Consider the following 13,089-nt stretch of genomic DNA (forward strand, 5'->3'; position numbering starts at 1 on the left):
ATGCTAGTCTGTGCGCGTCCCCCGCTGGAACTGCCGGTGAATACCCCCCGACCTGCCGCAGCGAACGAAGGCCTTGCGTCGATCCTGTCGGCAGTGGCGTTCTTCTTCGTGATGACGGCGTACTACATCATCCGGCCCGTGCGTGACCAGCTCAGCGGCGCCGTCGGTTCCCAATCGCTGCCCTTGTTCTACGCCAGCACGTTCGGCGTGATGCTGCTGCTGACGCCGGTGTTCGGCGCGCTGGTGTCGCACTTCCGGCGCAAGCGCCTGCTGGGCTGGAGCTACAGCTTCTTCGTGGCCTGCCTGTTTGCCTTCGTGCCGGCGTTCGTGGCGCAGGATCGCATCGGCGCGCGTGCGCTGGGCGTGGGCTTCTTCATCTGGGTCAGCGTGTTCAACCTGTTCGTGGTGTCGCTCTTTTGGAGCTTCATGGCGGACATCTTCAAGAGCGCGCAGGCTCGCCGCGTGTTCCCGCTGATCGCGCTGGGCGGCATGGCCGGGGCGATCTTCGGGCCGCTGGTGACCAAGTTCCTGGTGCAGCTGATCGGCGTGGCGTCGTTGCTGGTGGTGTCGGCGGCCGCACTGACGATCGCCCTGATCCTGCTGCTGACCCTGTCGTCGCGACACGACTGCCGCGATGAAGCGCGCAACGAAGAACCCATCGGCGGTTCGCTCTGGGCCGGCGTCAAGGAGCTGTGGACGCGCCCGTTCCTGCGCTACATGGCCATCCTGATGGTGCTGGGCGACGGCATCGGCACGCTCGCCTATGCGCTGATGGCCGACTACACCAAGGCACACCTGCCTGATCGCGTGGCGCGCACGTCGTTCTACAACGACCTGGATCTGTACGCGAACCTGCTCGGCGCCGTGCTGCAACTCACGCTGACGCGCTGGCTGCTGGTGCGCAAGGGCGCGGGCCCGGGCCTGGTGCTGCCGTCGGTGGTGAACTTCGCGCTGCTGGTGTCGCTGGTGATCGTCGGCGTGGGCAGCGTCAGCCTGTTCGGCACCATGGTGCCGATGCTCTCGATCATGCTGGTCGGTTCGCGCGGGTTCGCCTATGGCATGACCAAACCGGCCGTCGATGCGCTGTACACCCGGGTGCCGCGCGAGACGCGCTACAAGGGCAAGAACTTCGTGGAGACGGCCATCTGGCGGTTCGGCGACGTGCTGGTCACCAGCGGCGTGAGCGTGTTGGGCACGCTGGGCGTGGCAGCTACCGGCATGGCCGGTCTCGGTGCGGGTGTCGCCGTGGTCGCTACCTGGGTGGCCGCGCGCGCGGGTCATTCGCCCGACCTGCTGCCGGAGCAGCAGGCCGCAGAAGGCACCTCATCCCCGGCAGAAACAGCCAAGGCCTGAGCCCACTCAGCTGGTACCGGCTCAACTGGTGATGTAGCGCTGCAACTGCTCGATCTGTTCGGCCTGCGCGTCGATCACTTCCTTCACCAGGTCGCCGATCGAGATGACGCCGACCACCTGTTCGCCGGTCACCACCGGCAAGTGGCGGATGCGGCTGTCGGTGCACAAGCGCATGCAGTCGAACACGTCCGTGTCCGGACCCACCGTGAGCGGCGGGCTGCTCATGATCTCCGAGACCGCGGTCTGGGCGGAGGAGCGGCCCTGCAGGATCACCTTGCGTGCGTAGTCACGTTCGGAAACGATGCCCACCAGCCGTTCGTCGCGCATCACCAGCAGCGCACCGACGCGGCGTTCCGCCATGTGCTTGATCGCTTCGAGTACGGGCGCGTCCGGTGCGATGCTGAAGATGTCGCTGCCTTTTCCTTCCAGCAAATGCTTGACTTGTCGCATGCTTCCACCTCCCAGGAGGCCGCCGATGGGCCGCATGGCGAAAGTCTAGCGCCGCCGCGTGGACGGGGTGTTGGCCCGACGTGAAGCGGCCGGCCGGACGCTGTTCAACGCTTCTCTCGCGCCGGGCGCTGCTCCTCGACGAAGTACAGCGGGCGCTGCTTGCTCTCCGCGTAATTGCGTCCCAGGTACTCGCCGATCACGCCCAGCGCCAGCAACTGCACGCCGCCGATGAAAAGGATCGCCACCATCAGCGACGGATAGCCCTGCACCGGGTCGCCAAACAACAACGCCTTGCCGAACACCCACAGGCCGAACAGGAAGGACATCAGCGATGCCGCCAGGCCCACCCAGGTCGCGAGGCGCAACGGCGCGGTGGAGAACGAGGTGAACCCCTCGATGGCCAGTTGCAGCAGGCGCCAGTAGTTCCACTTGGTGGTGCCGGCCTGGCGTGGCTCGCGCAGGTAATAGACGGCCGTTTGCCGATAGCCGATCCAGGTGAACAGGCCTTTCATGAAGCGCTGGCGTTCGCGCAGCTGGTGCAATGCGTCCAGCGCGCGGCGGGAGAGCAGGCGGAAGTCGCCGGTATCGCGGGGCACGTGGATATCGGAGACGCGGTCCATGCTGCGATAGAACAGGGCGGAGGTCAGACGCTTAAAGCCGGTTTCCCCCTGGCGTGCGCTGCGCGTGGCGTAGACCACGTCGAAACCTTCGCGCCAACGTTCCACCAGGGCCGGAATCAGTTCCGGCGGGTCCTGCAGGTCGGCATCGATCACGATGGCGGCATCGGCGTCCACCTGGTCCAGGCCGGCGGTCATCGCCGCCTCCTTGCCGAAGTTGCGCGAGAGCTTGATCGCGCCGGTGCGGCCGTCACGCGCCGTCAGCGCGCTGATCAGCTGCCAGGTGGAGTCCGTGCTGCCGTCGTCGACGTAGAGCACCTCGCAATCGAGCGCCAGTTCGTCCAGCACCCGGCTGAGCCGGGCGTGGAAGGCATCCAGCACGGCCGACTCGTTGTAAGCCGGTACGACGACGGTGAGACGTGGCATGGCGGCGTGAGGGTTCCTGAAAGGTGGGCAGATGCTAGTGCAGCGTCTCGCCCGTAGCGAGCGGCTGTGTCACGTCAGCGCCGTCGCGTATCGCGTGGCGCAGTCTGGCTTTGCAGGTAGCCCGGTCCGCCCAGATGCGCCATCTGCTGCTGGATCCAGTTTGCCCGGCTTTGCACGTAGGCCGTAGGGCGATCCGCATGCAGACGGCGAGGGCTCGGCAGCACCGCAGCCAGGCGCGCCGCCTGCGCCGCGCTGAGACGCGCAGGCGGCACATGGAAGAACGCGTCGCTGGCCGCACCCACGCCGTAAATGCCGTCGCCCAGCTCGGCGCTGTTCATGTAAACCTCGAGAATGCGCTGCTTGGGCCAGCTCAGCTCGATCAGCACGGTGAAATACGCTTCCAGTCCTTTGCGGATGAAGCTGCGCCCGTTCCACAGGAACAGGTTCTTGGCCGTCTGCTGGCTGATGGTGCTGGCCCCGCGCAGGCGCCGGCCTTCGTCGGCGGCATCGACCGCATCCTGGATGGAATCGAAATCGAAGCCGTGGTGGTAGGGGAATTTCTGGTCCTCGCCGGCCACCATCGCCAGCGGCACATAGGGCGACACCTGGCTCCATGGCACCCAGCGGTGTTGCAGGTGAAAATCCTTCTCGCCATGGATGAGCGCGCCCAGCTGGCGCTCCATCATCACCGCCGAGGTCCACGGCGGCACGAAGCGCAGCACCAGCACCACCAGCCAGCTCAGTGCCAGCCAGGAGATCGCAAGCAGGACCAGGGTGCGGAGCAGACGGGCGGCGAACGGGCGTCGTGGAGTCATGGCGGCGCTTAGACGGAATTGGCGGCAGTATAGGAGGCGCCAGCCCCTTCCCCGATAGCCTGCTCCCGCGGTCGTTGTGCCCCGATGCAGGCGCCCCCATCTAGGGGGATTGTTCTTGAGAGGTCCATCCCGTGGAAACCGTGCTTGTCGAAGATGTCCTGCATCGCTTCATGCTCGAGCGCGCCGGCGTGCGCGGCGTGCTCGTTCGTCTTGGGCCGGCCTGGCGTGAAGTTGCCGGTCGTGCCCACTATCCCGCCGCGTTGCGTTCGGTGCTCGGCCAGACGCTGGTGGCCAGCGCCTTGCTGACCGGCAACATCAAGCTCGATGGTGCGCTCTCGGTGGAGCTGAAGAGCAGCGGTCCGCTGCGCCTATTGTTCGCCGAGTGCACCGATCGCGGTCGCCTGCGCGGCCTGGCGCGCTGGAACGATCCGTTGCCGGAAACATTGGATCTGGCAGCGATGCCCGAAGCCTACATGGCCATCACCATCGGCAATGCCGAGCGTGGCCAGCGCTACCAGGGCCTGGTCGACCTGCAGCATCCGGATCTGGCGTCGGCGCTGGAGAACTACTTCGGCCAGTCCGAGCAGTTGCCGGCACGCATCGTGCTGGCGGCCGATGGCGAGCACGCGGTGGGTCTGATGCTGCAGAAGCTGCCGGACGAGGGCGGTCACGACGCCGTGGAAGATGAAGACGCGTGGACGCGCATCCAGCATCTCACCGCCACGCTGGGTGCGCAGGAACTGCTCTCCACGCCGCCGGAACAGCTGTTGTACCGCCTCTATCACGAGGAATCCGTGCGCCTGTTCGATCCACGCCCGCTGGCGTTCGGCTGCAGCTGCACGCGTGAGCGCGTGGAGGCTGTGCTGCGCTCGCTCGGACGCGATGAAGTGGAAGCGGCGCTGGAAGCCCGCGAAGGCGAAATCGAGGTGATCTGCGAGTTCTGCGCGCAGCGTTACACCTTCGACCGGGTGGATGCGGAGCATCTGCTCAGCGTGACGCCGGCGGCGAATGCGCCGCACACGGCGCAATAAGCCCGCAAGAAGTTGAATAAGGCCGGCCACCGAAAGGTGCCGGCCTTTCTCTTGCCCGTCATTCCGGCGCACCCCGCAAAAGGGGGCAAGGGCCGGAATCCAGTAGCGTCTGTGCCCGGTTGTCGCGTTATGACAGCCTGCGTTGGAGGCGCCGCAATAATCCATCGCATCGCTACTGGATTCCGGCCTGCGCCGGAATGACGAACAGGCGGAATCGAGGCATTGGAACCAAAGGCGCGCCGCCCTACGGCAGCGCGAAATGATGCTCGCGCTGCAACCACACCTCGGCCATCTTCGGCGTGGCGAACAGGAAGCCCTGGCCGAAGCGGCAGCCGATGCGCAGCAGCGCCTCGCGCTGGTCCTCGTCCTCGATGCCTTCGGCGATCACCTGCATCTGCAGCGAATTGGCCAGCGCCTGGATGGCGCGCACCACCGCCGCGCCGTGACCGCCTTCGCGTGGCAGTTCGACGATGAAGGAACGGTCGATCTTCAGCGTCTCGATCGGGTACTGATGCAGGTAGCTCAGCGACGAATAGCCCGTGCCGAAATCGTCCAGCGCGATGCTCACGCCGTGCTCGCGCAGGTTGTCCAGCATGCGCTTCACCTGGATGGCGTTTTCCAGCAGCGCACGTTCGGTCACCTCGATGCGCAGGCAACGCGGCGGCACATGATGCGATTCGATGAGATCGAGCAGGCGCTTGTCCAGGTCCAGCGAACGGAAGTGGCGGCCCGATACGTTGATGCTGACGAAGCCGTCGCTGCCGGCCAACGCTTCGGCCTGCGCGCAGACCTGTTCGAAGATCTGCCAGTCGATGCTTTCCGAGCAGCCGCTTTCCTCGGCCACGGCAAGAAAATCGCCAGGCGTCAGCAAGCCGCGATCCGGGTGCCGCCAGCGCAGCAGGGCTTCGTAGCCCACGGTGCGGCCGGTCTGCAGCGCCACGATCGGTTGGTAGAACGGCACGAATTCGTTGCGGCTCAGCGCGCGGCGCAGATCGCCTTCCATCTCCAGCAGCGACAGGGCTTCGCGGCGCAGGCGATCGTCGAACACGGCGGCACGGTGGCGGCCTTCGTCCTTGGCGCGATACATCGCCGCATCGGCGTCGCGCAGCAGTTCTTCCGGACGCTGGTAGTGCGGGCTGGGCAGCGCGATGCCAATCGAGGCCGAAGTAAAGATCTCCTTCGCACCGAGCCGGAACGGCGTCTGCAATTCGTCGATGATGCGCTCGGCGATGAGCATCGCCATCTTCGGATCGGTGATGCCTTCGGCCAGCACGGCGAATTCATCGCCGCCCAGGCGCGCCACCACGTCGCGCGTCTTCAGGCACGCGCGGATGCGGCCGCCGACCTGGAACAGCAGGTCGTCGCCGACCAGGTGGCCCACCGAGTCGTTGATCACCTTGAAGCGATCGAGATCGATGAACAGCACCGCGAACAATTCCTGCGTATCGCCGTGATAGCGCTGCAGTGCCTGTTCGAGGCGCTGCAGTAGCAGCGTGCGGTTGGGCAGGCCGGTCAGCGAGTCGTGCAGGGTTTCGTACTTGAGGCGGCGTTCCACGCGCTCGCGTTCGGCGATCTGTTCGCGCAGGTCGCGGTTGGCCAGGGCGAGGGCGCGGGTGCGTTCGGTGACGCGGCGCTCCAGGCTCGCATAGGCCTGCTTCAGCGACTCGGTGGTGTGCTTGCGTTGCAGGGCGTTGGCGACGTGGTAGCCGACGAAGGTGAGCAACTCCTGGTCGCGCACGTCGTAGGTGTGCTCGGGCGAGTAGCTCTGCACGGCCAGCACGCCCATGGCGCGATCGCCCCAGATCAGCGGCACGCCGAGCCAGCAGACAGACCGCGAGCCGCGATGGGTGATCTCGCCCATCTGCTGCAGGCGATCGAATTCGGTCGGATCGGCCAGCAGCGGCTTGGCGTGGCGCAGCACGAACTCGGTCACGCCGCGGCCGTGCGCGCGCGGCAGGCGAACCGTGTCGAACTCGTCGACGGAGTACGGGAAACTGAGCGTTTTCTGCTCTTCGTCGAGCAACGCGATGTAGAAGTTGCGGGCGTACAACAGGCCGCCGATCACGCGGTGCACGGCGGCATAGAAGTTGTCGATGCTTTCCGAGGCGTTCGCCAACTCCGCGATGCGGAACAGCGCCGCCTGCAGCCGCTCGCCGCGCTGGCGCTGCAACACCTGCTGGCGCAGCACGCGGTTCGCTTCACGCAACGCGGCGGTGCGGCTGGACACGCGGCGCTCGAGTTCCTCATGCGCCTCGCGCCGTTCCAGCGCCGTCTGCACGTGCTTGGCGACGTAGCTGAGCAGTTCGCGGTCGTGCTCGCTGTAATGCGTGTCTTCGCGATAACTTTGCATCACGATGCCGCCGACCACGCGGCCGTCGCGCAGCAACGGCACGCCGAGCCAGTGCTCGCAGACCGGGCCCAGCAGCACGAAGCGGCCCTTGAACTGCTCGGTCAGCTCGGCCACCGAGCCCATGATCGCCTGGCCGCTCTGCAACAGATTCCAGGTAAGGCTGTAGCGCATTTCCTGCAGCGGCACCGAGGCGTCGGGCGAGGGCGGGTCCTTGTCCATGGTGTCGACGTAGTACGGGAAGCGCACCGTGTCGGTGGCCGCGTCGTACAGCGCGATATAGAAATTCTCCGCATACATCAGGCTGCCGAGGATGGCGTGCAGCGAGTGCATCATCTCGGTCATGTTGTGCTCGGCGCCTGCCTGGTCGGCAATGGCGTAGAGCGCGCGCTGCAGGCGTTCGGCCAGCGCAAGACGGGAGATGGCTTCGTACAGGCGGGAGGTTTCCGCCAACTGGCGCAGGCGGCAGGCGAGTAGGCGTCCGATCCAGGAGAGGTTCTCTCTCATCGGATCCGAGATCGTGCCGGTAGGCAGGGCCAGCACGAGCGAGCGCAAGCCCTGCGGGTCTTCGGCCAGGTCGAGTTGGGTGATCTGCTCGTTGGGGGCTTCCGTGTCGCCCAGCAACCGCCAGTGAAGGCTGCCCCCGATGCCCAGGTCGCGCAGCATCACCTCGCAGATTTCCGCCACGCTGGCAGCATCGCCCGCGCGGAAGAGTCGCTCCACCGCGGCGTGCATGGCCACGACAGCGCTGTCCGTGGACCAGGAGGGCATCGTGCTGGAAGGGACCGAGGTCATCAGTCGTAGGTCGAATCCGGGCATTGTCGACAGGAAGGGACTATATATCGCCTCCATTCAGCTTTGTCGCTGGGTGCATGAACCGGGGAACCTAATTGATCCCGGGATGTCAAAAATTTGTAATCCAGCAACGGCCGGACTTGGCTCACAAACTGGGAATCTGGGTGTTAGCAAAAAGTAAAATGTGGTATCGTCAGACCCGAGTTCGTCTCTGGGAGGGGGCGATCTAACCTTGTCCTACGGTATCGCGGGGGTTTTCGCGTTCATGCGTCGTCTGTTCTTGTCATTGCCACTGCTGCTCATGCCGTTCGTTGCGGCAGGACAGACTGCGGCCAATGATCCGTACAGTGCCGCAGGACGCCTGCTTTCGCAGACGCCGGAACAGGCCTCGCCAGCCGCCGCGAACGGCGTGCCGCTGTGGCGTGGTGCCGATGGCCGCTGGCTCGCCCTACAGTCCAACAGTGACACGCTGGCGGCTACGCAGGGCGATTCGCCGCTGCAGTTCCGAGCTGTCGACTCGGCGACGGTGCAGTCCTCCGACATCCGCTATGGCATTGCTCCCAACGTGCAGGCGCACGTGGGTGTGAGCGAGCGCAACTGGGCGAACAACCAGGCGCCGCGCGTCATCGGCAGCGAAGTGGGGGCCACCTATAGCGATGGCCGTTATGCGCTGGGCCTGAGCGTGGGTACCGACAATGTGCAGGGCGCCGCCACGTTGCCGCGCCTGTTGCCAGGTGCGTTGCCGGGCGTCAACGGTCTTTCCGCGTTCGACAGCAGCACGCAACTCAATGCGCGCGGCCGTTTTGCGCTGGACGGCAAGAGCGGCATCGATCTGGGTGCGAGCGTCGGCCGGGTTCGCCTGTTGCCGGGCAATGTGCTGGGCGTGAATGCGCTCGACCAGAAATCCGTCAGCTTCGGCGTCGACCGCGGCCCGTTGAGCGGCAGCATCGTGGGTCGCACCATGGCGCCGGAAGCGGGCGTTCCCGGTGGTGCCGGCTACAACCCGGATCGTCGCTGGAACAGCATCGACCTGGGCGTGACCTGGCGTCTGCCGTGGCAGGGCCAGTTGAGCGTTGGCGCGCAAAACCTGTGGTCGTCGGGCAATGGCGTGAATACGCCGGCCGGTCCGGAACCTGACCAGTCGCGCACGCCGTACGTGCAGTACCACCAAGATCTCTGAGTCGCGCCGTTTCTCTAGCGGCCGCACCAAAAGAAACGCCGGGCTTGGCCCGGCGTTTTCGTTTGGCGGCTCGCGGGGATTCAATCCTGGCGACGGATGCGCAGGTCGCCGCTGAAGGTTTCGACAGTCATCTTGGCGCTGCCGGCGCCGACCGTCGTTTCCAGTTCGCTGCCCGGGCCATGTTCCGGCTTCTTCACCGTGCCGAAGTCGCTGCGCAGGTCGCCGCTGAAGGTCGACGCCTTGATCATCGCCGACAGGTTGGCCGGCACCTGGATCTGCACGTCGCCGCTCATGCTGTCGACCGTGTAGGCGCCGTTGGGTGCGATACCGCCGCCCAACTGCACATCACCCGAGACGGTGCTGAGGCTGAGCTTGCGCCATGGGCCGCCATTCACGCGGATGCGACCGGAGACCGTCTGCAGGCTCGCTTCCGCGCCGACGTTCGGCGCGAGGATGTCGCCGCTCACCGTCTGCAGGTTCACCTTGTCCGCATTGCCGGCGAGCTCGATGCTGCCGCTGACGGCGTCAGCGTCGATGCTGGGCGAGCGGGCGTTGATGCGCGCCTTGCCGCTGACGGTGTTGACCTTGATGACGCCGCCGTCGATGCCGTCGATGTTCATCGGCGCGCTGACCACGTCGACATCCAGCGATGCGCCCCTGGGTACGCGCACGTCCAGCGTGGTGCCGCCCATCGACGTGTCGCTGCCGAAGTTGAACCAGCCGGACTTGGCCGCCGATTCCACCTTGATGCTCAGGTTGCTGTCGCTGCCCACGATGGCCAGTGGCTTGGCGCCGTCGCCGAGGCGGCCGGTGACCTGGACCTGGTTGCGATCCCAGGCGCTCACGGTGACGTCGCCCTTGACGTTGCTGATGCTCACATGCGCATTGGGCGTGGCGTCGTGGCTGAGGTTGATGGGCGTGTCGGCCAAGGCCTGGCCGATCGACAGGCTGAGCAGGAGAGGGATGACGCGTGCGGTTTTCATGGTGACGGCTCCGCTGGACTCAACCAGCCTGGTGTTCGATCTGTCGCAGCTGCGACTGTTGTTTCTGCGTGCGCATGAGCAGGCGTTGCAGCGCCGGCGAATCGGGTGCCTGTTCCATCGCCTGGCGCAGCTCCATGTTGGCGGCGTCCAGTTCCACGGCCGCGCCGGCAAGGCGCGGGTCGTTCGGGCGCCAGCGGCTGGCATCGACGGTGTTGGCGGTGGCATTGGCCAGCGTGCTGTCGCGCAGGTGCACCGCCAGGCTGCCGGCAAACAGCGACAGTCCCACGAAGCTGGCCGCGATGAGCCAGTTCTGCGGCTGCCGCCATGCGCGCCGGGTGGTGGGCGCGGTGACCTTGCCGGTGTCCAGCGCCGCATCGATGCCGGCCCACAGGTCGCGGTGTGGCGTTACCGGTTCGCGCAGGGCGCGGGTTTGACGCAGCCATTCGAATTCGTTCATGAGCGTTCTCCCAATACTTTCCGCAGCAGCCCGCGGGCGCGATGCAATTGCGCCTTGGACGAACCCACCGCCATGCCGAGTTCGGCACCGATTTCCTCGTGTCGCCAACCTTCCACGTCGTGCAGCACCAGCACGGCGCGCGCACGTGGCGGCAGTTTGCCGATCGCACGTTCCAGTTCGTCGCGTTCGGCGGCGCAGAACGGCGTTTCACCGTGATCGGGGATGTGGTCCTCGTCCATCATGGTGACCGGATCCGAACCGCGCGACCTGATGTCCATCAACGCGACATTCACCGCCAGGCGATACAGCCAGGTACTAAACGCGCTATCGCCGCGAAAGCCTGACAACTTCTGCCAGGCGCGGATGAAAGCTTCCTGGGTGAGGTCTTCCGCACGGGCGTGGTCGTAACCGGCCAGTCGCAGGACGGCGCCGTAGATGCGGTCCACATGCGCCCGGTAGAGCCGCTGGAAGGCCGCGCGATCGCCGGACGCCGCCGCTTGGACGTCGTCCATGTCATGAGGCTCCGCGGCGGGTGCTGGCGGCGGCATGGTGGTTCCGGTGGCGGGGCAGGCTGCGATCATCTTGCCAGCTTGGATGCACCCAGGCGTGGCAAGGTTTAGAAGAAGTTGAGACGCAGATGCCGAACGGCCCATGGCGGCCGTCCGAGAGCACCCGCCGGCCGCGTGGGACCGGCGGGCAGGGCGGGCGTCAGGAGGCGACGGCCGCGCGCGGCGTCACGGCCGCATCGTCCAGCGCCTTGGCGACGCGCTGCTGCTCGGCATGCAGTTCGGCGGGCATGCGCTGGCCGAAGCTTTCCAGGTACTCGCCAATGGCGGCCAGTTCGGCGGTCCAGCCGGCGTGGTCGACGTGGAACAGCGCGTCGACCGTGGCGCGGTCGAGCGCGAGGTCGTCGAGTTTGATCTCGCCTGCCTTCGGCAGCGTGCCGATCGGCGTGTGGTTGCCTGCAGCACGGCCTTCCACGCGATCGATCATCCACTGCAGCACGCGCAGGTTGTCGCCGAAGCCCGGCCACAGGAAGCGGCCGTCCTCGCCCTTGCGGAACCAGTTCACGTGGAAGATCTTCGGCAGCTTCGCGCCCGGCTGGTCGAACGACAGCCAGTGACGGAAATAGTCGCCGTAGTGGTAGCCGGCAAACGGCTTCATGGCCATCGAGTCGCGACGCAGCACGCCCACGGCGCCGGTGGCGGCCGCGGTGGTCTCCGAGCCCATGGCGGCGCCCACGAGTACACCGTGCTTCCAGTCCTTCGCCTCGAACACCAGCGGGATCAGTGACGGACGACGGCCGCCGAACACGATCGCACTGATCGGCACGCCCTGCGCATCCTCGGCACGCGGCGACCATGTAGGACACTGCTTGGCGCTCACGGTGAAGCGCGAATTGGGGTGCGCAGCCGGACCGTTCGCCGGGTCGTACGGACGACCCTGCCAATCGGTGACCGGCGTGCCCGGCAGACCCTCCCACCACGGCTGGTTGTCGGCGGTGACGGCGACGTTGGTGAAGATGGTGTCGCGCGCGATGGTCGACAGCGCGTTCGGATTGGTGGCGTCGCTGGTGCCAGGGGCCACGCCGAAATAGCCGGCTTCCGGGTTGATCGCGTATAGACGTCCATCCGCGCCGGGGCGCATCCAGCAGATGTCGTCGCCCACGGTCCAGACCTTCCAGCCTTCCTGCCGGTAGGCCTCGGGCGGAATGAGCATGGCGAGGTTGGTCTTGCCGCAGGCGGAGGGAAACGCGGCGGCGATGTAATGCGTTTCGCCCTGCGGATTCTCGATGCCCACGATGAGCATGTGCTCGGCCAGCCAGCCCTCGGACTTCGCCTGGTAGCTGGCGATGCGCAGCGCGTGGCACTTCTTGCCCAGCAGCGCGTTGCCGCCGTAGCCGGAGCCGTACGACTTGATGGTCAGCTCCTCGGGGAAATGCATGATGAAGCGACGCTCGGGGTCGAGTTCGCCCGTGGAGTGCAGCCCCTTCACGAAGGTGCCTTCGCGCTCGATGCGCGCCAGCGCGGCAGCGCCCATGCGCGTCATGGTGCGCATGTTCGCCACCACGTACGGGCTGTCGGTGATTTCCACGCCGCAACGGGCGAGCGGGGAATCGATCGGGCCCATGCAGTACGGGATGACATACAGAGTGCGGCCTTCCATGCAGCCGTCGAACAGCGCATCCATCTTCGCGTGCGCGTCGGCCGGCGCCATCCAATGGTTGTTGGGGCCGGCGGCTTCCTCGTCCCTGGTGCAGACGAAGGTGAGATGTTCGACGCGCGCCACGTCGGACGGGCTCGAGCGGTGCAGATAGCAGCCCGGATGGGTTTGCTGGTTCAGCTCGATCAGGTCGCCGGTCTGCAGCATCTGCTGCACCAGCTGCTGGTATTCGGAGTCCGAGCCGTCGCACCAATGGATGTTTGCGGGTCGGGTCAGTGCCGCGACCTCATCGACCCAGCGCTGCAGCGCTGCCAGCTTGCTCGACATCGTTTCCTCACCCTGGTCTTAAGCCAAAAAAGAGTAGAAACGCTAACTTACGTGTACTGGCATGGCAAGGTCCGACGCAGCAAAAGGCAACTGGGCGCACCCGGAATTCGCTGTCGGAGCCAATGGTTACAGATGCAACTGCATA

General features: G+C 66.0%; 11 protein-coding genes. 3 read left to right on the top strand and 8 right to left on the bottom strand.

The window, feature by feature from the left end; genetic code table 11:
• Positions 1-36 precede the first annotated feature (36 nt).
• Positions 37-1,353: an NTP/NDP exchange transporter gene (locus ISP20_RS10935; RefSeq protein ID WP_425490812.1), complete on the top strand. Its 1,317-nt coding sequence runs from the start codon at positions 37-39 to the stop codon at positions 1,351-1,353.
• A gap of 21 nt (positions 1,354-1,374) precedes the next feature.
• Here the strand turns inward: ISP20_RS10935 and ISP20_RS10940 are convergent, their stop codons facing one another.
• The 3 genes from ISP20_RS10940 to mtgA all read right to left on the bottom strand — a co-directional run bounded on the left by ISP20_RS10940 (position 1,375) and on the right by mtgA (position 3,661).
• A complete protein-coding gene (locus tag ISP20_RS10940; RefSeq protein ID WP_204636124.1) occupies positions 1,375-1,803 on the bottom strand; it encodes a CBS domain-containing protein in 429 nt (142 codons plus the stop codon).
• Between the two features lie 104 nt (positions 1,804-1,907).
• Positions 1,908-2,846 carry a glycosyltransferase family 2 protein gene (locus ISP20_RS10945; RefSeq protein ID WP_204636125.1) on the bottom strand — a complete coding sequence of 313 codons (939 nt, stop codon included), beginning with the start codon at positions 2,844-2,846 and terminating at the stop codon, positions 1,908-1,910.
• 74 nt (positions 2,847-2,920) lie between these two features.
• The gene (mtgA, locus tag ISP20_RS10950; protein ID WP_204636126.1) at positions 2,921-3,661 is read right to left on the bottom strand and encodes a monofunctional biosynthetic peptidoglycan transglycosylase; all 741 of its coding nucleotides are present in this window, start codon (positions 3,659-3,661) and stop codon (positions 2,921-2,923) included.
• A gap of 131 nt (positions 3,662-3,792) precedes the next feature.
• Between mtgA and hslO the strand changes: the two genes are divergently transcribed.
• A complete protein-coding gene (gene hslO, locus ISP20_RS10955) occupies positions 3,793-4,692 on the top strand; it encodes an Hsp33 family molecular chaperone HslO (RefSeq protein ID WP_204636127.1) in 900 nt (299 codons plus the stop codon).
• A 244-nt stretch (positions 4,693-4,936) separates the two neighbouring features.
• Here hslO and ISP20_RS10960 read toward each other — a convergent pair whose 3' ends face one another.
• Positions 4,937-7,774: a bifunctional diguanylate cyclase/phosphodiesterase gene (locus ISP20_RS10960; protein WP_239535713.1), complete on the bottom strand. Its 2,838-nt coding sequence runs from the start codon at positions 7,772-7,774 to the stop codon at positions 4,937-4,939.
• Positions 7,775-8,099: 325 nt separating this feature from the next.
• Here ISP20_RS10960 and ISP20_RS10965 point away from each other — a divergent pair, with 325 nt between their 5' ends.
• Positions 8,100-9,014, top strand: coding sequence for a hypothetical protein (locus ISP20_RS10965; RefSeq protein WP_204636129.1), 915 nt, complete (start codon positions 8,100-8,102; stop codon positions 9,012-9,014).
• Between the two features lie 80 nt (positions 9,015-9,094).
• On the opposite strand, the gene ISP20_RS10970 is transcribed toward ISP20_RS10965, so the two are convergent.
• The 4 genes from ISP20_RS10970 to ISP20_RS10985 all read right to left on the bottom strand — a co-directional run bounded on the left by ISP20_RS10970 (position 9,095) and on the right by ISP20_RS10985 (position 12,944).
• Positions 9,095-9,997, bottom strand: coding sequence for a DUF4097 family beta strand repeat-containing protein (locus ISP20_RS10970; RefSeq protein WP_204636130.1), 903 nt, complete (start codon positions 9,995-9,997; stop codon positions 9,095-9,097).
• Positions 9,998-10,016: 19 nt separating this feature from the next.
• The gene (locus ISP20_RS10975; protein ID WP_204636131.1) at positions 10,017-10,454 is read right to left on the bottom strand and encodes a hypothetical protein; all 438 of its coding nucleotides are present in this window, start codon (positions 10,452-10,454) and stop codon (positions 10,017-10,019) included.
• The gene (locus ISP20_RS10980) at positions 10,451-11,002 is read right to left on the bottom strand and encodes an RNA polymerase sigma factor (protein WP_204636132.1); all 552 of its coding nucleotides are present in this window, start codon (positions 11,000-11,002) and stop codon (positions 10,451-10,453) included. The genes ISP20_RS10975 and ISP20_RS10980 overlap by 4 nt, the downstream gene beginning before the upstream one ends.
• A gap of 160 nt (positions 11,003-11,162) precedes the next feature.
• Positions 11,163-12,944, bottom strand: a complete 1,782-nt coding sequence (locus tag ISP20_RS10985) for a phosphoenolpyruvate carboxykinase (GTP) (RefSeq protein ID WP_204636133.1) — start codon at positions 12,942-12,944, stop codon at positions 11,163-11,165.
• Between the last annotated feature and the right edge of the window lie 145 nt (positions 12,945-13,089).

Origin of the sequence: Dyella kyungheensis (genome assembly GCF_016905005.1) — a bacterium.
In the GTDB taxonomy this organism is placed as follows: Bacteria; Pseudomonadota; Gammaproteobacteria; order Xanthomonadales; family Rhodanobacteraceae; genus Dyella; species Dyella kyungheensis.